This window comes from Escherichia sp. MOD1-EC5950 (assembly GCF_002965345.1).
Taxonomy (GTDB): domain Bacteria; phylum Pseudomonadota; class Gammaproteobacteria; order Enterobacterales; family Enterobacteriaceae; genus Escherichia; species Escherichia marmotae.
Window position 1 is genome coordinate 23,147 of sequence record NZ_PTSR01000014.1, and the last position, 16,834, is coordinate 39,980.

The following is a 16,834-nucleotide window of genomic DNA, read 5'->3' on the forward strand; positions in this document are numbered from 1 at the left end:
TTGCCGGTTTTGAGTTTTTTGCATGATTCAGCAGGAAAAGAACCATGTTTACTAAACGTCACCGCATCACATTACTGTTCAATGCTAATAAAGCCTATGATCGTCAGGTAGTAGAAGGCGTAGGGGAATATTTACAGGCGTCACAATCGGAATGGGATATTTTCATTGAAGAAGATTTCCGCGCCCGCATTGACAAAATCAAGGACTGGTTAGGAGATGGCGTCATAGCCGACTTCGATGATACACAAATCGAGCAGGCGCTGGCTGATGTCGACGTCCCTATTGTCGGAGTTGGTGGTTCGTATCACCTGGCAGAAAGTTACCCACCCGTACATTACATTGCCACCGATAACTATGCGCTGGTTGAAAGCGCATTTTTGCATTTAAAAGAGAAAGGCGTTAACCGCTTTGCTTTTTACGGTTTGCCGGAATCTAGCGGCAAACGTTGGGCAGCCGAACGCGAATATGCGTTTCGCCAGCTTGTTGCTGAGGAAAAGTACCGCGGAGTCGTTTATCAGGGGCTGGAAACCGCGCCAGAGAACTGGCAGCACGCGCAAAACCGACTGGCCGACTGGCTACAAACGCTACCACCGCAAACAGGGATTATTGCCGTCACTGACGCCAGAGCGCGGCATATTCTGCAAGTATGCGAGCATTTGCATATTCCCGTACCGGAAAAATTATGCGTGATTGGCATCGATAACGAAGAACTGACCCGTTATCTTTCGCGTGTCGCCCTCTCTTCTGTCGCCCAGGGCGCGCGGCAAATGGGCTATCAGGCGGCAAAACTTCTGCATCGGTTATTAGATAAAGAAAAGATGCCGTTGCAGCGGATTCTGGTTCCGCCTGTACGCGTTATTGAACGGCGCTCTACGGATTACCGTTCGCTGACCGACCCCGCTGTTATTCAGGCCATGCATTACATCCGCAATCACGCCTGCAAAGGCATAAAAGTGGATCAGGTACTCGATGCAGTTGGCATATCGCGCTCCAATCTTGAGAAGCGTTTTAAAGAAGAGGTGGGGGAAACCATTCACGCCATGATTCATGCCGAGAAGCTAGAGAAAGCGCGCAGCCTGCTGATTTCTACTACCTTGTCGATCAACGAGATATCGCAAATGTGCGGTTATCCATCGCTGCAATATTTCTACTCTGTATTTAAAAAAGCGTATGACACGACGCCTAAAGAGTATCGCGATGTAAATAGCGAGGTAATGCTGTAGCGAGAGTGAAAAAGCGGTCAGGCATCATGAGAAGCGTTAACGTCGCATCAGGCAATGTTGCACAGCCACCTGACGCAGAGCAAAAGCCTTATCCGACCAACAAGTCGGATAAGGCTGAAAGGAATGCAATTACATATGTGCGGCGATTAACCGCTGGTTATCCTGGTACATCGCGAACAGGTAGTTGTTATAACTCTGCCCTTTCGTTGAATAACCTTTCAGCTTATGAATCATCGCTGTAGCGGTAACTTCCTGATCCGCTTTACGCAATTGCGCGCGCGATTTACGGAACGAAGCGTAAGCCGGGTGCGTATTCAGGTTAGTGACATAGGCGCTCACCGATTCTTTGACAGAACTAAATTGTGAGTATCCCTTCACTTTACCCGGTGCATTGGTGCAACGCCCTTTCATGCATTTCATGCCGAACAGGTTGTTGTTGCTACGCGCCAGTTTTGACGTACCCCAACCGCTTTCTGCCGCAGCCATCGTCGCCACCATGCTGGTAGGAATAATATCTACACGTTCAAGCAGCGTATTCCACGGGATTTTTCGCGTATTACCAGACCACTTCACCTTGTAGCGTTTGGCGATATCTTGCAAACGCGCACGCTCTGCAGGTGACCATTGTCCCTGGTATTGTTTTGAAATCAGCCAGTTACGTTCCGCCGTAATGGCAGCATTTTGGCTGGTAATATAGGGCATCACGGTCCGGAGAAACGCTTTTTTTCTTGGTGTTCCGGAAGGGTATTTTCGCAAATCAGGAAGTGAACTGCTCTTTGCACTATTGCGAGAATACTCTTGTTTACTGCTTACCTGTTTATTACTAGCTTTAGTTAAATGGGACTTCTGACTCGCTGTTGTTGTATGCGTCTTCGCTAACACCTCACTCGAAAACACCAGAGTGAGTAACATAAGAATCATCGCCCCATATCGTCGTATGGGAGTCAAAATCATCAGGTCTCCTGATCGGATTTAATCATTCAAACACCTTATACTCGTCATAGTTCAAGTTGCATGTACTGCGCAAACGCTGTTCAAAACACCATCGGTGTTTTGTCCTGCAACTCGAATTATTTAGAGCAATATTTTTCCCAAATTTGAGAGTTGAATCTCAAATCATATCAAAAATAGCGGCCAAGAGCACCCCAAGGAATAGTCCAAATCTGAAACTATGTCACGCGGTAATGGTTCAGATTGGTGCTAAATCGCAGAAAATGTGGGGGTTATCGCAAAAAATAAGCTTAAATCTCAGGTGAAATACTCCCCCTTTCGTCTCATCCTGGCGCAATCCTCATCAGGGAGGAGTTTTACCAGTATTATCACTGGCAAACTGGTGAAATTCGCAGCAACAAGGACTCATCCGTTATGAAACTTGCCGTCTGTTTTCTGACACTCATTCCCGGCTTTGCCGTTGCCGCTGGCTGGACTTCTCAGGGATTTCCCACCTTTACTGAAGAGAGCACAGGAACATTTGTCAGCCACGCACCGCTGACCAAAGGTACGCGTTCGTTGACGCTGAATTTTAATCAACAATGCTGGCAGCCTGCGAATGCAATAAAACTCAATCAGATGCTTTCTCTGCAACCTTGTAACAACACACCGCCACAATGGCGATTGTTCAGAGATGGTGAATATAAGCTGCAAATAGACACCCGCTCCGGCACGCCAACATTGATGATTTCGATCCAAAACACTGCCGAACCAATAGCAAACCAGATCCGTGAATGCCCAAAATGGGATGGACAGCCATTGACGCTTAATGTCAGCGCCACCTTCCCGGAAGGTACGGTAATCCGTGATTATTACAGCCAACAAATCGCGACGGTGAAGAACGGTCAAATAACGTTACAACCTGCCGCCACCAGTAATGGCTTGCTGCTGCTGGAACGGGCAGAAACCGACACGTCCGCCCCCTTCAACTGGCATAACGCCACGGTTTACTTTGTGCTGACAGACCGTTTCGAAAACGGTGATCCCAGCAACGACCAGAGCTATGGTCGTCATAAAGATGGCATGGAGGAAATTGGTACTTTTCACGGCGGAGATTTACGTGGCCTGACCAACAGACTGGATTATCTCCAGCAACTGGGCGTCAATGCCCTGTGGATCAGCGCCCCCTTTGAGCAAATTCATGGCTGGGTTGGCGGCGGTACAAAAGGCGATTTCCCACATTATGCCTACCACGGTTACTACACCCAGGACTGGACGAATCTTGATGCCAATATGGGCAACGAAGCCGATCTGCAAGCATTGGTTGATGGCGCGCACCAGCGAGGTATCCGTATTCTCTTTGATGTGGTGATGAACCATACCGGCTATGCCACGCTGGCGGATATGCAGGAGTATCAGTTTGGCGCATTGTATCTTTCCGGCGACGAGTTACAAAAAACGCTGGGCAACCGCTGGAGCGACTGGAAACCCGCAGCCGGGCAAACCTGGCATAGCTTCAACGATTACATTAATTTCAGCGACAAAGCCGGCTGGGATAAATGGTGGGGAAAAAACTGGATCAGAACGGATATCGGTGATTACGACAATCCAGGATTCGACGATCTCACCATGTCGTTGGCCTTTTTGCCGGATATCAAAACAGAATCTACCACTGCTTCTGGTCTGCCGGTGTTCTATAAAAACAAACCGGATACTCACGCAAAATCTGTCGACGGCTTTACCCCTCGCGATTATTTAACCCACTGGTTAAGCCAATGGGTTCACGACTACGGTATTGATGGTTTTCGGGTCGATACCGCCAAACATGTTGAGTTGCCAGCCTGGCAGCAACTGAAAACCCAGGCCAGCGCCGCCCTGAAAGAGTGGAAGAGCGCTAACCCTGGAAAAGCGTTAGATGACAATCCTTTCTGGATGACTGGCGAAGCCTGGGGTCACGGCGTGATGAAAAGTGACTACTATCACCACGGCTTCGACGCGATGATCAATTTCGATTATCAGGAGCAGGCAGCGAAAGCGGTCGGTTGCCTGGCGCAGATGGATACGACCTGGCAGCAAATGGCAGAGAAACTACAGGATTTCAACGTGCTGAGCTACCTCTCCTCACACGATACCCGCTTGTTCCGCGAAGGGGGCGATAAAGCCGCAGAGTTATTGTTACTGGCGCCAGGTGCGGTACAAATCTTTTATGGCGATGAGTCCTCGCGTCCATTCGGTGCCACTGGTTCTGATCCGCTGCAAGGCACACGTTCGGATATGAACTGGCAGGATGTTAGCGGTAAATCTGCCGCCAGCGTTGCGCACTGGCAACGCATCGGCCAGTTCCGCGCACGGCATCCAGCCATTGGTGCGGGTAAACACACCGCATTGTCACTGAAACAAGGTTATGGATTCGTCCGTGAATACGGCGACGATAAAGTGATGGTCGTCTGGGCGGGGCAACCGTAACTTTTCCGGCTTCCCGCTTGCAGTATGCCGGGAAGCCACCTTTTAGTATAAAATGCCAGCATAAATAAAAAACTCAGCATAACACGCCAACCTCTTGCAGAAGCCCGATTTGCACCCTGGCAAATGTAGCGTTATTGTTACTTTCCTTGCTTCAGAGTTCGAATGATATCCCGCTATGACATTCTCCCTTTTTGGTGACAAATTTACCCGCCACTCCGGCATTACACTGCTGATGGAAGATCTAAACGACGGTTTACGCACACCCGGCGCAATTATGCTCGGCGGCGGAAACCCGGCGCAGATCCCGGAAATGCAGGACTACTTCCAGACACTGCTGTCCGACATGCTGGAAAGCGGTAAAGCAACGGATGCGCTGTGCAATTACGACGGCCCACAAGGAAAGACGGAGCTACTGTCGCTACTTGCCGGGATGCTACGTGAGAAACTAAGTTGGGATATCGAACCACAGAATATTGCACTAACAAATGGCAGCCAGAGCGCGTTTTTCTACTTATTTAATCTGTTTGCCGGACGCCGTGCCGATGGACGGATCAAAAAAGTGCTGTTCCCGCTGGCTCCGGAATACATTGGCTACGCGGACGCCGGACTGGAAGAAGATCTGTTCGTTTCTGCGCGCCCAAATATTGAACTGCTGCCAGAAGGTCAGTTTAAATATCACGTCGATTTTGAGCATCTGCACATTGGCGAAGAAACGGGGATGATTTGCGTCTCCCGACCGACGAACCCAACAGGTAATGTAATAACCGATGAAGAGTTGCTGAAACTAGATGCGCTGGCAAATCAGCACGGCATTCCGCTGGTGATTGATAACGCTTATGGCGTCCCGTTCCCTGGCATCATCTTCAGCGAAGCGCGCCCGCTGTGGAATCCGAATATCGTGCTGTGCATGAGCCTTTCCAAGCTGGGTCTGCCGGGTTCGCGCTGCGGCATTATCATCGCCAATGAAAAAATCATTACCGCCATCACCAATATGAACGGCATTATCAGCCTCGCACCTGGCGGTATTGGCCCGGCAATGATGTGTGAAATGATTAAGCGTAACGACCTGCTGCGCCTGTCAGAAACGGTGATTAAACCGTTTTACTACCAGCGTGTTCAGGAAGCTATCGCCATCATTCGCCGCTATTTACCGGAAGATCGCTGCCTGATTCATAAACCTGAAGGGGCAATCTTCCTCTGGCTATGGTTTAAGGATTTGCCGATTACCACCGAGCAGCTTTATCAGCGCCTGAAAGCGCGCGGTGTACTGATGGTGCCGGGGCATAATTTCTTCCCCGGGCTGGATAAACCGTGGCCACACACGCATCAATGTATGCGCATGAATTACGTGCCGGAACCGGAAAAAATTGAGGCGGGTGTGAAGATTCTGGCGGAAGAGATTGAACGCGCCTGGGTTGAAAGCCATTAATGAGACTGATGGCAAACGCAAAATAGCCTGATTCGCTACGCTTATCAGGCCCACACGAATTATACAACATATTGAATTTGTGTGATTTTGTAGGCCGAATAAGGTGTTCAGGCTGTATCCGGCATAAACAAAGCGCGCTTTGCCAACCCTCTGATTAATACGTTATTCCGGCGTTGAGAAGCGCCGGAATAACGTCTCAAACAGGTTGCTGCTGTAGTCGTTGACGCTGGATTTTCTCGACATCCATACATTGCAACGCCTGTGTCGGGCAGGCTTCAACACAAGCCGGTCCCGTCGCCCGATGCCAGCAGAGATCGCACTTAATCGCCCTCGCCTTTGCGCGCGATGAAACGACTTCCATCGCACCAAACGGACATGCCAGCATACAGCTTTTACAGCCAATACAACGTGATTGTTCCACGAAGATATGTCCATGTTCGCGGCGAATCGCGTCCACAGGGCAGACATTCGCGCACGGCGCATCTTCACACTGATGACAGGCTACTGCCGTGGTACAGGTATGGTCTTTGATGACACGAATACGCGAAATAAACTCGCCTGGTGACAACGCAGCGCAATCCTGATTCTCCTGATGCGACACTGCGCAGGCCACTTCACAGGTACGGCAACCGATACATTTCGTCGCATCCGCAATAATAAACCGGTTCATGATCACTCCTTTGCACTAAAACCGCAGCGTGCCAGAAAGCGCGCCATTATTGCTTTGATCCAACAAAGGGATTGTTACAGTTTTGTCACTTATCCCGGATATTATGTGATCACGCCCTGCTCCCGGACGGTAAATCCCAGCTCATTGGAGATAGCCAGGGCAGTTTCACGCAGTGGTTTCAGGAGATTCTTCTCCCCCACCTGTTTCAGACGCGACGTAGAAAGAGAGATAGATACGGCATACGGCACCCGTCCGTGAATATCAAATACTGGTGCAGCAACACAGGAAACACCGAGTTCATTCTCTTCTCTGTCCATCGCCACTCCACTTTCACGAATCTGCGCCAGTTCGTCAAACATCGCGGGCAAATCGGTAATGGTATTGCGGGTTAGCGGCTGGATCTCATTCAGATGGCTTTCCCAATACGATTTCACGTAATCCTGGTGACCAAATGCCATATAGATCTTACCCATCGCAGAGCAGTAGAGCGGCATATGCTGACCGATATAGGCGCGGGTTCGCAGCATACCGGTGGTAGGTTCGAGTTTATAAATCAAGATCGCGTGATCATCTTCGCGGCTGGAGAAGTTAATCGTTTCACCGGTGGCGATGTTCAGCGTCTCAAGATGCGGCGCAGCAATATGAATGATATTTAGCGATGACAGCGCCTTTTGCCCGACAGCAATAAATTTGGTCGTCAGGCGATAGCTGCCTGCTGCGGGCGCGGTGGTCACATAGCCACAGGACTGTAACCCCTGCAATAAGCGATGGACGGTGCTTTTATTCAGTCCAGCCAGTTCCGAGAGATGCGCCAGCGGACAACCGTTTGGGTAGTTGCTCAGGATCTCAATCAACATCAACCCCCGAAACAAGCTCTGACTTCCGGCAGGCCGCTCTTTATCCTGCGCTATCTCGTGCTCTTTTTTTCCCATCGCTTACCTCCCCTTTTTGGCGCGCCCTGATGGTAGCGCAAAGTGTGTCGCAGTTCACGATCTCAACAGATAAATTATAACTTTTTGATTTTTATGATTTTTGAAAATCATCAATCAGATTGCTTTGTTAAAAAGTGATCGATATATTTGAAATCAAATTTCGCATAGTGGAATTTTAAGCTAAAAAAGCGTTCAAAAAAACAAGGAAACCAGGGATGAAAGTGACATTTGAGCAGTTAAAAGCAGCCTTTAACCGGGTATTAGTTTCACGCGGCGTTGACAGCGAAACCGCCGATGCCTGTGCAGAAATGTTTGCCCGCACCACCGAATCCGGCGTTTATTCTCACGGCGTTAACCGTTTCCCGCGTTTTATCCAACAACTGGATAATGGCGATATCATCCCTGACGCCGGGGCCAAACGTATCACCAGCCTTGGGGCAATTGAGCAGTGGGATGCCCAGCGCTCAATCGGTAACCTGACGGCGAAAAAGATGATGGATCGCGCCATTGAACTGGCTGCACATCATGGGATTGGTCTGGTAGCGTTACGCAATGCCAACCACTGGATGCGCGGAGGCAGCTACGGCTGGCAGGCAGCGGAAAAAGGCTATATCGGCATCTGCTGGACCAACTCTATCGCGGTGATGCCACCGTGGGGTGCGAAAGAGTGTCGTATTGGCACCAACCCATTAATCGTCGCCATTCCTTCCACGCCGATCACCATGGTCGATATGTCGATGTCGATGTTCTCCTACGGCATGTTAGAGGTTAACCGTCTGGCGGGTCGTCAGTTACCGGTTGATGGTGGCTTTGACGATGAAGGCAATCTGACTAAAGAACCTGGCATAATCGAGAAAAATCGCCGCATTTTACCGATGGGTCACTGGAAAGGGTCCGGTATGTCGATTGTGCTGGATATGATCGCCACTCTGCTTTCCGACGGTGCCTCCGTTGCCGAAGTAACCGAAGATAACAGCGACGAATACGGTATCTCACAAATCTTCATCGCCATCGAAGTGGACAAACTGATCGACGGCACCACCCGCGACGCCAAATTGCAACGCATCATGGATTACGTTACCACCGCCGAGCGTGCTGACGAAAACCAGGCAATTCGTTTACCAGGCCACGAATTTACCACCCTGCTGGCAGAAAACCGCCGTAACGGCATCACGGTTGATGACAGCGTGTGGGCGTTATAAGGAGACAGACCATGATATTTGGACATATCACGCAGCCTAATCCGTGCCTTTTACCCGCTGCCATCGAAAAGGTACTCGGTTTTCTGCGCACCACCGATTTCAATGCTCTGGAACCGGGCGTTGTTGAAATCGACGGTAAAAATATTTATGCGCAGATTATCGATTTAACCACTCGCGAAGCAGTAGAAAACCGCCCTGAAGTTCATCGTCGCTATTTGGACATTCAGTTCCTGGCGCGGGGCGAAGAGAAAATAGGTGTAGCCATTGATACCGGAAATAATAAAGTCAGCGAATATCTATTAGAACAGCGCGATATTATTTTTTATCACGACAGTGAGCATGAGTCATTTATCGAAATGATACCGGGTAGTTACGCTATTTTCTTCCCGCAGGATGTTCACCGCCCGGCATGTAATAAAAATGCCCCAGCGGCAATACGGAAAATCGTGGTTAAAGTAGCCCTCTCTGCTTTATAAAAAAGTTATTACTGGAGCACAAAATGAAAGCGAATAATGCCGGTTATATTATCGGCGCGTATCCCTGTGCACCTTCTTTTCACCAAAGAAGTGAAGAGGAAGAGAAGGAATTCTGGCGACAATTATCAGAGACCCCTGATATTCGCGGTCTGGAACAACCCTGCCTGGAAAATTTCCATCCTCTTGGCGATCAATGGTTACTCCGTCATACGCCAGAGAGTTGGCAATTTGTCGTCACCGCAGTAATGGAAACCATGCGTCGCCGCAGCGAAAACAACGGTTTTGGTCTCGCCTCCAGCGACGAAGAACAACGCAAGGCGTGCGTGGCGTACTACCGCCACCTGTTCAATAAAATCAACTCATTACCGGCTAATAAAGTGCTCGCACTTGAGATCCAGGCTGCACCATTAGCAACCAATCCCAATGTTATGCAAGCGACAGACGCTTTTGCCCGCTCGTTGAAAGAAATCGCCAACTGGGACTGGCCGTGCAAACTGGTGCTGGAACACTGCGACGCCATGACCTCCCCCGCTCCGCGTAAAGGTTTTTTGCCGTTAGAAAATGTTCTGGATGTCATTGCTGATTATGACATCAGCGTCTGTATCAACTGGGCACGTTCGGCCATTGAAGGACGCAATACCACATTACCGCTTACCCATGCCCTGATGGCAAAACAGGCCGGGAAACTCGGTGCGCTGATGTTCTCAGGAACCACACTCAACGGAGAATATGGTGAATGGCAAGACTTACACGCGCCATTCGCTCCTTTCTGCCCGCAAAGCCTGATGACCACAAAACATGTTAGCGAGTTATTTAATGTGGCAGAACCATCAACATTGCAATTTTCTGGCATCAAGTTATTAGAAATCCATGCTACTGCTGATGTTCATCACCGTATCGAAATATTACGTAACGGCATTCACTCTATGAATGAATGTCGTTAAATCGTTTCACTCATATATCGCATTAAATCTCTAATTAGTCGTTTCCAATAATTATTACGAATACCTACAACATTAATTAATGAAAACATATGACATAACAAGAAGGACTCGTTATGAAACGGATACTCGAAGGCATTCTTGCGGTCATCATCGCAATACTGTCTTGTATTATTTTTATTAATATAATTCTTCGATATGGATTTCACACAAGCATATTATCGATTGATGAATTATCCCGACTTTTATTTGTCTGGTTAACATTTATTGGCGCTATCGTGGCGTTTATGGACAACAGCCATGTACAGGTTACTTTCTTAGTCGAAAAACTCTCACCCACTAATCAACAACGTGTTTCGCTGCTAACCCATACGCTTATTTTATTGCTTTGCCTGGGCCTGGCCTGGGGGGCAATAGAAAAAACAGCGCAAGACTGGAGTAACTTATCGCCCATTCTCGGCGTACCTGTTGGCTTAATGTATGCCGCCGCAATCCCCACTAGCCTGATTATCGCATTGCTGGAATTGCGCCATTTATACCGGCAGTTAACAAGTGCCCCCAGCCGAAACCAACAAGGAGCCTGACGATGACAATCCTTATATTTATTGTCAGTCTGTTAGGGGCTATCGCCATTGGTATTCCCATCGCCTGGGCATTATTACTGTGTGGCATTTCATTGATGTTCTGGATGGATATCTTTGATGTGCAAATTCTGGCGCAAACACTGGTCAATGGTGCAGACAGCTTCTCCCTGTTAGCCATCCCCTTCTTTGTACTGGCGGGTGAGATCATGAACGCGGGCGGCCTGTCGCAACGTATTGTCGACTTGCCGATGAAACTGGTAGGCCACAGACCGGGAGGTCTGGGTTACGTCGGCGTTCTTGCTGCGATGATCATGGCAAGCCTTTCTGGTTCTGCGGTTGCCGATACCGCTGCCGTCGCGGCACTGTTGGTGCCGATGATGCGTCAGGCCAACTATCCGGTAAACCGCGCCGCCGGGCTTATCGGATCGGGCGGTATTATCGCGGCCATTATTCCGCCATCTATTCCACTCATTATCTTCGGTGTCTCCAGTGGGTTATCCATCAGCAAACTGTTTATGGCTGGCATTGCGCCGGGCATCATGATGGGCATCACGCTGATGATTACCTGGTGGTGGCAGGCAAAACGGCTAAACCTGCCTTGCCAGCCGAAAGCCTCGCTGCGGGAAGTCTGGCAATCTTTAGTTTCCGGTATTTGGGCACTCTTTTTGCCAATAATTATTATTGGCGGTTTCCGTTCGGGATTATTCACACCAACAGAAGCTGGCGCGGTTGCGGCATTCTACGCCTTGTTTGTCTCGGTGGTGGTCTATCGCGAAATGACGTTCGCCACGCTTTACCATGTTTTGGTTAACGCGGCGAAAACCACTTCCGTGGTGATGTTCCTGGTGGCTTCCGCAGCGGTATCCGCATGGCTAATCACCATTGCTGAACTGCCGATGATGGTATCGGAGTTATTACAACCGTTGGTTGACTCGCCTCGCTTATTATTCATCGTAATTATGCTCGCCATTATGGTGATCAGTACAGTCATGGATTTAACTCCTACCGTATTAATTCTTACGCCGGTATTAATGCCATTAGTAAAAGAAGCGGGAATAGATCCTGTCTATTTTGGCATTATGTTTATTATTAACTGCTCAATTTCGCTAATTACGCCCCCGGTTGGTAACGTACTTAACGTCATATGCGGTGTTGCGAAGCTTAAATTTGACGATGCTGTAAAAGGCGTTGCGCCTTACGTCATGGTTTTATTCATGTTGTTAGCATTATTTATTTTTATCCCAGAATTAATTACCGCCCCACTAAAATGGATGAGCTAAAAGGAAAATATTATGAAATTACGTTCTGTAACCTACGCTTTATTAATTGCCGGAGTGGCTACATTCAGTACATCTTCTCTGGCGGCACAATCATTACGTTTCGGTTATGAAACATCACAAACCGATTCGCAACATATTGCGGCAAAAAAATTCAATGAATTATTGCAAGAGAAAACCAAAGGTGAGCTGAAATTAAAACTGTTCCCGGACAGTACCCTCGGCAATGCACAGGCGATGATCAGTGGTGTGCGCGGTGGCACCATTGATATGGAGATGTCCGGCTCGAATAACTTTGCGGGACTCTCACCCGTGATAAACCTGCTGGATGTACCTTTCCTGTTCCGCGATACCGCCCACGCGCATAAAACCCTCGATGGCAAAGTGGGCGACGAGCTGAAAGCCTCCCTCGAAGGCAAAGGACTGAAAGTACTGGCGTACTGGGAAAACGGCTGGCGTGATGTGACTAACTCTCGCGCGCCGGTAAAAACCCCTGCAGACCTGAAAGGACTGAAGATTCGCACCAACAACAGCCCGATGAATATCGCCGCATTTAAAGTGTTCGGTGCCAACCCAATCCCGATGCCATTTGCTGAAGTCTATACCGGCCTGGAAACTCGCACCATCGACGCGCAAGAGCATCCGATCAACGTCGTCTGGTCAGCAAAATTTTACGAAGTACAAAAGCACCTTTCTCTGACACATCACGCTTATTCACCGCTTCTGGTGGTGATCAACAAAGCGAAGTTTGATGGCTTAAGCCCGCAGATGCAGGAAGCTCTGGTCTCCTCCGCGCAAGAAGCGGGTAGCTACCAGCGCAAACTGGTTGCTGAAGATCAGCAAAAAATCATCGACGGTATGAAAGACGCCGGTGTAGAAGTCATCACCGATCTTGACCGCAAAGCCTTTAGCGACGCCCTGGGTACTCAGATCCGCGACATGTTTGTTAAAGATGTTCCGCAGGGTGCTGATCTGCTGAAAGCCGTGGATGAGGTGCAATAAACCATGACGCAATACTGGCTGGGGTTAGATTGTGGCGGTAGCTGGCTAAAAGCCGGACTGTATGACCGCGAAGGCCGGGAGGCGGGCGTGCAGCGCCTGCCGCTGTGCGCATTAAGCCCGCAGCCAGGTTGGGTAGAGCGCGATATGGCAGAACTGTGGCAATGCTGCACTTCCGTCATTCGCGATCTGCTTGCAAATACCGGTGTCAGTGGTGCTCAAATTGTCGGCATCGGCATTTCAGCACAAGGTAAGGGATTGTTTTTACTAGATAAAAATAACAACCCGCTCGGTAACGCCATTTTATCCTCTGACCGCCGGGCGATGGCAATCGTTCGTCGCTGGCAGGAAGAAGACGTACCGGAAAAGCTCTACCCACTGACCCGACAAACGCTGTGGACCGGGCATCCTGTGTCGCTGCTACGTTGGCTGAAAGAGCACGAACCAGAACGCTATGCACAAATTGGCTGCGTGATGATGACACATGACTACCTGCGCTGGTGTTTAACCGGCGTAAAAGGCTGCGAAGAGAGCAATATTTCGGAGTCCAATCTCTACAACATGAGCAGCGGGCAATATGACCCACGCCTCACCGACTGGCTGGGGATCAGTGAAATCAATCACGCCCTGCCGCCTGTTGTCGGTTCAGCCGAAATTTGCGGGGAAATCACCGCTCAGACAGCCGAATTGACCGGTCTGGAAGCGGGTACGCCCGTTGTCGGCGGTCTGTTTGATGTGGTTTCCACCGCGCTCTGCGCCGGAATCGAAGACGAATTCACCCTCAATGCGGTGATGGGGACCTGGGCGGTGACCAGCGGCATAACCCGCGGTTTAGGTGACGGTGAAGCGCATCCGTATGTCTATGGTCGCTACGTTAATGACGGTGAATTTATCGTTCACGAAGCCAGCCCCACCTCTTCCGGCAATCTCGAATGGTTTACCGCGCAGTGGGGAGAAATATCGTTTGATGAGATTAACCAGGCCGTTGCCAGCTTGCCGAAAGCCAGTGGCGATCTCTTTTTCCTGCCGTTCCTGTACGGCAGCAACGCCGGACTCGAGATGACCAGCGGTTTCTACGGGATGCAGGCCATTCACACCCGCGCGCACCTGTTGCAGGCCATCTATGAAGGTGTGGTGTTCAGTCACATGACGCATCTCAACCGGATGCGTGAACGTTTTGCCGATGTGCATACCCTTCGCGTCACTGGTGGCCCTGCGCATTCTGATGTCTGGATGCAAATGCTGGCAGATGTCAGCGGCTTACGCATTGAACTGCCGCAGGTAGAAGAAACCGGATGTTTTGGCGCGGCGCTTGCCGCCCGCGTCGGTACGGGGGTTTATCGCAATTTCAATGAAGCCCAGCGCAGCTTGCAGCATCCGGTACGCACACTGCTACCGGACATGACCGCACATCAGCATTACCAACAAAAATATCAACGCTATCAACATTTAATTGCCGCAATTCAGGGCTATCACGTCCATATCAAGGAGCATCATTTATGAGCCAACCTTTTCTACAACTGGCCCTCGACCACTCATCGCTTGAAGCCGCACAGCGCGACGTGACGCTGTTAAAAGACAGCGTCGATATCGTCGAAGCGGGCACCATTCTCTGCTTAAACGAAGGGCTTGGCGCGGTGAGAGCCTTGCGTGAACAGTGCCCGAACAAAATCATCGTCGCTGACTGGAAAGTTGCCGACGCCGGTGAAACGCTCGCTCAACAGGCGTTTAGCGCGGGAGCCAACTGGATGACCATTATCTGCGCCGCACCGCTCGCCACGGTAGAAAAAGGCCATGCGATGGCGCAACGCTACGGCGGTGAAATTCAGATTGAACTATTCGGCAACTGGACGCTGGACGACGCCTGCGACTGGTATCGAATTGGCGTGCGACAAGCGATTTATCATCGTGGTCGCGACGCGCAGGCCAGCGGGCAGCAGTGGGGCGAGACCGATCTGGCACGTATGAAGGCACTTTCTGATATCGGCCTCGAACTTTCTATTACCGGCGGAATTACCCCTGCCGACCTGCCGCTATTTAAAGATATCCGCGTGAAGGCGTTTATTGCCGGGCGAGCGCTGACGGGCGCAGCAAATCCGACACAGGTTGCTGCCGATTTCCATGCGCAAATCGATACTATCTGGGGAGGCGCGCGTGCGTAATCATCCGTTAGGTATTTATGAAAAAGCACTGGCAAAAAATCTCTCCTGGCCAGAGCGGTTGGTGCTGACAAAAAGCTGCGGTTTTGATTTTGTCGAAATGTCGGTGGATGAAACTGATGAGCGTCTGGCGCGCCTTGACTGGAGCGCCGCACAAAGGGCTTCGCTGGTCACCGCGATGATCGAAACAGGCGTTGCCATTCCATCAATGTGCCTTTCTGCCCATCGCCGTTTTCCTTTTGGCAGCCGTGACGAGGCGGTACGCCAGCGAGCACGGGAGATCATGAGCAAAGCGATTCGTCTGGCACGCGATCTCGGTATTCGTACCATTCAACTGGCGGGCTACGACGTCTATTACGAAGACCATGACGAAGGTACACAGCAACGGTTTGCTGAAGGGCTGGCGTGGGCGGTTGAACAGGCGGCGGCATCGCAAGTGATGCTGGCGGTGGAGATTATGGACACCGCGTTTATGAACTCCATCAGCAAGTGGAAAAAATGGGATGAAATGCTCGCCTCGCCGTGGTTCACCGTCTACCCGGACGTCGGCAACCTTAGCGCCTGGGGCAATGATGTTCCCGCTGAACTGAAATTGGGGATTGACCGTATCGCGGCTATTCACCTGAAAGACACTCAACCAGTCACAGAGCAAAGCCCTGGTCAGTTTCGTGATGTGCCGTTTGGCGAAGGCTGCGTTGATTTCGTTGGCATCTTTAAAACGCTGCATGAACTGAATTATCGCGGTTCATTCCTGATTGAGATGTGGACAGAAAAAGCCAATGAGCCGGTGCTGGAAATTATTCAGGCGCGGCGGTGGATTGAAGCACGTATGCAGGAGGCCGGATTTATATGTTAGAGCAACTAAAAGCCGAAGTGTTGGCGGCGAACCTGGCGCTTCCCGCTCATCATCTGGTGACGTTCACCTGGGGCAATGTCAGCGCGGTAGACGAAACGCGACAATGGATGGTGATCAAGCCTTCCGGCGTTGAGTATGAAGTGATGACCGCCGACGATATGGTGGTGGTTGAGATAGCCAGCGGCAAGGTGGTGGAAGGCAGCAAAAAGCCCTCGTCCGACACGCCAACGCATCTGGCACTCTACCGTCGCTATGCAGAAATCAGCGGTATTGTGCATACCCACTCGCGCCACGCCACTATCTGGTCGCAGGCCGGGCTGGATCTCCCCGCCTGGGGCACCACGCACGCCGATTACTTCTATGGTGCCATCCCCTGCACGCGCCTGATGACCGCAGAGGAGATCAACGGCGAGTATGAATACCAGACCGGCGAAGTGATCATTGAAACTTTCGAAGAACGCGGCAGGAGTCCAGCGCAAATTCCGGCGGTGCTGGTGCATTCTCACGGCCCGTTCGCCTGGGGAAAAAATGCCGCCGATGCGGTGCATAATGCCGTAGTACTGGAAGAATGCGCCTATATGGGACTGTTCTCACGCCAGCTCGCGCCGCAGCTTCCTGCCATGCAAAACGAACTGCTGGATAAACACTACCTGCGTAAACACGGGGCGAATGCTTATTACGGGCAATAAT

Annotated in this window: 16 protein-coding genes; 13 read left to right on the plus strand and 3 right to left on the minus strand. The window is 50.5% G+C overall.

The window, feature by feature from the left end; translation table 11 throughout:
- Positions 1-44 precede the first annotated feature (44 nt).
- On the plus strand, positions 45-1,223 hold the full coding sequence (gene xylR, locus BEA93_RS14630; protein WP_001517328.1) for a D-xylose utilization transcriptional activator XylR: 1,179 nt from the start codon (positions 45-47) through the stop codon (positions 1,221-1,223).
- A 129-nt stretch (positions 1,224-1,352) separates the two neighbouring features.
- Here xylR and BEA93_RS14635 read toward each other — a convergent pair whose 3' ends face one another.
- Positions 1,353-2,177 (minus strand): protein bax, encoded by an 825-nt coding sequence (locus BEA93_RS14635; RefSeq protein WP_001517329.1) that lies wholly within the window; start codon positions 2,175-2,177, stop codon positions 1,353-1,355.
- A 411-nt stretch (positions 2,178-2,588) separates the two neighbouring features.
- Here BEA93_RS14635 and malS point away from each other — a divergent pair, with 411 nt between their 5' ends.
- Both malS and avtA read left to right on the plus strand, forming a co-directional pair.
- On the plus strand, positions 2,589-4,619 hold the full coding sequence (gene malS, locus BEA93_RS14645) for an alpha-amylase (RefSeq protein ID WP_000762036.1): 2,031 nt from the start codon (positions 2,589-2,591) through the stop codon (positions 4,617-4,619).
- A 175-nt stretch (positions 4,620-4,794) separates the two neighbouring features.
- Complete coding sequence (gene avtA, locus BEA93_RS14650) at positions 4,795-6,048, plus strand: valine--pyruvate transaminase (RefSeq protein ID WP_105224725.1); 1,254 nt, start codon at positions 4,795-4,797, stop codon at positions 6,046-6,048.
- Between the two features lie 196 nt (positions 6,049-6,244).
- Here avtA and BEA93_RS14655 read toward each other — a convergent pair whose 3' ends face one another.
- Together BEA93_RS14655 and yiaJ are read right to left on the minus strand one after the other, a co-directional pair.
- Positions 6,245-6,718 (minus strand): 4Fe-4S dicluster domain-containing protein, encoded by a 474-nt coding sequence (locus BEA93_RS14655; RefSeq protein ID WP_001517331.1) that lies wholly within the window; start codon positions 6,716-6,718, stop codon positions 6,245-6,247.
- A 101-nt stretch (positions 6,719-6,819) separates the two neighbouring features.
- Positions 6,820-7,650 (minus strand): IclR family transcriptional regulator YiaJ, encoded by an 831-nt coding sequence (gene yiaJ / locus BEA93_RS14660; protein WP_105224726.1) that lies wholly within the window; start codon positions 7,648-7,650, stop codon positions 6,820-6,822.
- A gap of 215 nt (positions 7,651-7,865) precedes the next feature.
- On the opposite strand from yiaJ, the gene yiaK reads away from it, so the two are divergent.
- The 10 genes from yiaK (at position 7,866) to araD (ending at position 16,833) form a co-directional block, all read left to right on the plus strand.
- Positions 7,866-8,852 (plus strand): 3-dehydro-L-gulonate 2-dehydrogenase, encoded by a 987-nt coding sequence (gene yiaK, locus BEA93_RS14665; RefSeq protein WP_105224727.1) that lies wholly within the window; start codon positions 7,866-7,868, stop codon positions 8,850-8,852.
- Positions 8,853-8,863: 11 nt separating this feature from the next.
- Positions 8,864-9,328, plus strand: coding sequence for a YhcH/YjgK/YiaL family protein (locus BEA93_RS14670; RefSeq protein WP_016249345.1), 465 nt, complete (start codon positions 8,864-8,866; stop codon positions 9,326-9,328).
- A 23-nt stretch (positions 9,329-9,351) separates the two neighbouring features.
- Entirely contained in the window at positions 9,352-10,272 is a 921-nt protein-coding gene (locus tag BEA93_RS14675) for a DUF4862 family protein (protein ID WP_001517332.1), read from the plus strand.
- Positions 10,273-10,385: 113 nt separating this feature from the next.
- Positions 10,386-10,853 (plus strand): 2,3-diketo-L-gulonate TRAP transporter small permease YiaM, encoded by a 468-nt coding sequence (gene yiaM / locus BEA93_RS14680; protein WP_016262662.1) that lies wholly within the window; start codon positions 10,386-10,388, stop codon positions 10,851-10,853.
- Between the two features lie 2 nt (positions 10,854-10,855).
- On the plus strand, positions 10,856-12,133 hold the full coding sequence (gene yiaN, locus BEA93_RS14685; RefSeq protein WP_000153834.1) for a 2,3-diketo-L-gulonate TRAP transporter large permease YiaN: 1,278 nt from the start codon (positions 10,856-10,858) through the stop codon (positions 12,131-12,133).
- 12 nt (positions 12,134-12,145) lie between these two features.
- Entirely contained in the window at positions 12,146-13,132 is a 987-nt protein-coding gene (yiaO, locus tag BEA93_RS14690) for a 2,3-diketo-L-gulonate TRAP transporter substrate-binding protein YiaO (RefSeq protein ID WP_000776924.1), read from the plus strand.
- Positions 13,133-13,135: 3 nt separating this feature from the next.
- On the plus strand, positions 13,136-14,632 hold the full coding sequence (locus BEA93_RS14695) for an FGGY-family carbohydrate kinase (protein WP_105224728.1): 1,497 nt from the start codon (positions 13,136-13,138) through the stop codon (positions 14,630-14,632).
- Positions 14,629-15,291, plus strand: a complete 663-nt coding sequence (gene ulaD / locus BEA93_RS14700; protein WP_001517334.1) for a 3-keto-L-gulonate-6-phosphate decarboxylase UlaD — start codon at positions 14,629-14,631, stop codon at positions 15,289-15,291. The genes BEA93_RS14695 and ulaD overlap by 4 nt, the downstream gene beginning before the upstream one ends.
- Positions 15,284-16,144 (plus strand): L-ribulose-5-phosphate 3-epimerase, encoded by an 861-nt coding sequence (locus BEA93_RS14705; protein ID WP_010376764.1) that lies wholly within the window; start codon positions 15,284-15,286, stop codon positions 16,142-16,144. The genes ulaD and BEA93_RS14705 overlap by 8 nt, the downstream gene beginning before the upstream one ends.
- Positions 16,138-16,833, plus strand: a complete 696-nt coding sequence (gene araD / locus BEA93_RS14710; RefSeq protein ID WP_105224729.1) for an L-ribulose-5-phosphate 4-epimerase — start codon at positions 16,138-16,140, stop codon at positions 16,831-16,833. The genes BEA93_RS14705 and araD overlap by 7 nt, the downstream gene beginning before the upstream one ends.
- Position 16,834 lies beyond the last annotated feature (1 nt).

Coding starts and splice junctions, on each gene's coding strand:
- xylR (WP_001517328.1), top strand. CDS start 45: ATGTTTACTAAACGTCACCGCATCACATTACTGTTCAATGCTAATAAA.
- BEA93_RS14635 (WP_001517329.1), bottom strand. CDS start 2,177: ATGATTTTGACTCCCATACGACGATATGGGGCGATGATTCTTATGTTA.
- malS (WP_000762036.1), top strand. CDS start 2,589: ATGAAACTTGCCGTCTGTTTTCTGACACTCATTCCCGGCTTTGCCGTT.
- avtA (WP_105224725.1), top strand. CDS start 4,795: ATGACATTCTCCCTTTTTGGTGACAAATTTACCCGCCACTCCGGCATT.
- BEA93_RS14655 (WP_001517331.1), bottom strand. CDS start 6,718: ATGAACCGGTTTATTATTGCGGATGCGACGAAATGTATCGGTTGCCGT.
- yiaJ (WP_105224726.1), bottom strand. CDS start 7,650: ATGGGAAAAAAAGAGCACGAGATAGCGCAGGATAAAGAGCGGCCTGCC.
- yiaK (WP_105224727.1), top strand. CDS start 7,866: ATGAAAGTGACATTTGAGCAGTTAAAAGCAGCCTTTAACCGGGTATTA.
- BEA93_RS14670 (WP_016249345.1), top strand. CDS start 8,864: ATGATATTTGGACATATCACGCAGCCTAATCCGTGCCTTTTACCCGCT.
- BEA93_RS14675 (WP_001517332.1), top strand. CDS start 9,352: ATGAAAGCGAATAATGCCGGTTATATTATCGGCGCGTATCCCTGTGCA.
- yiaM (WP_016262662.1), top strand. CDS start 10,386: ATGAAACGGATACTCGAAGGCATTCTTGCGGTCATCATCGCAATACTG.
- yiaN (WP_000153834.1), top strand. CDS start 10,856: ATGACAATCCTTATATTTATTGTCAGTCTGTTAGGGGCTATCGCCATT.
- yiaO (WP_000776924.1), top strand. CDS start 12,146: ATGAAATTACGTTCTGTAACCTACGCTTTATTAATTGCCGGAGTGGCT.
- BEA93_RS14695 (WP_105224728.1), top strand. CDS start 13,136: ATGACGCAATACTGGCTGGGGTTAGATTGTGGCGGTAGCTGGCTAAAA.
- ulaD (WP_001517334.1), top strand. CDS start 14,629: ATGAGCCAACCTTTTCTACAACTGGCCCTCGACCACTCATCGCTTGAA.
- araD (WP_105224729.1), top strand. CDS start 16,138: ATGTTAGAGCAACTAAAAGCCGAAGTGTTGGCGGCGAACCTGGCGCTT.